The sequence below is a fragment of the Mycobacterium mantenii genome (assembly GCF_001667865.1).
GTDB classification, from domain to species: domain Bacteria; phylum Actinomycetota; class Actinomycetes; order Mycobacteriales; family Mycobacteriaceae; genus Mycobacterium; species Mycobacterium mantenii_A.
This window is the reverse complement of the sequence record NZ_LZJP01000062.1, coordinates 1-646: the sequence shown is the minus strand read 5'-3', so window position 1 is coordinate 646 and position 646 is coordinate 1. Positions and strand designations below refer to the sequence as shown.

Genomic DNA, 646 nt, shown 5'->3' with positions numbered 1-646 from the left:
CCTGCTGGCTCGATCCGCAGGCCCGGTTGACCGTGGTGCCCGGAATGGTCACCGGCCATCCAGCGGCCAACACGGCGGACAGCACCGCGTGGCGGGCGATATTGCCAGTCTGCTCACCGACCTGACCGACACAACCCCAGATGACGTCATCGATGCTGCCGGGGTCGATGCCCGTGCGATCGGCCAAGGCGCGCAACACCAATGCCGACAACTCCCCGGCGGCGATTCCGGCCAGCGCGCCGTGACGGCGCCCCACCGGAGTGCGCACGGCACCTACGATCACGGCGTCCCGGTCCAGCGGCCTCTGGTTCACGGTCTCTCGATCCCCTCATTTAGGATACTGTTTGAGATGATTAGATAGCAGTCGAGTGCCATTGGCAAGTTCACGGTGAGGTGAGGGCATGCGCGATGTGGTGATCGTCGATGCGGTACGAACAGCGATCGGAAAGCGCGGCGGGTCGCTGGCGCAGACGCATCCGGTGGACATGTCCGCCGATGTGCTAAGCGCGTTGATGACTCGTACTGGTCTCGACCCCGCCAGCATCGACGATGTCATCTGGGGATGCGTGTCCCAAATCGGTGATCAGTCAAGCAACATCGCGCGGTTCGCCGTGTTGGCCGCTGGATGGCCGGTGACCATTCCGGG

General features: G+C 64.2%; 2 pseudogenes. One reads left to right on the top strand and one right to left on the bottom strand.

Annotated elements, in window-relative coordinates:
* A pseudogene (locus tag A5688_RS09870) lies at window positions 1-268 on the bottom strand (acetyl-CoA C-acetyltransferase); the annotation flags it as partial.
* 133 nt (window positions 269-401) lie between these two features.
* On the opposite strand from A5688_RS09870, the pseudogene A5688_RS09865 reads away from it, so the two are divergent.
* Window positions 402-646 (top strand): annotated as a pseudogene (locus A5688_RS09865) (acetyl-CoA C-acetyltransferase); the annotation flags it as partial.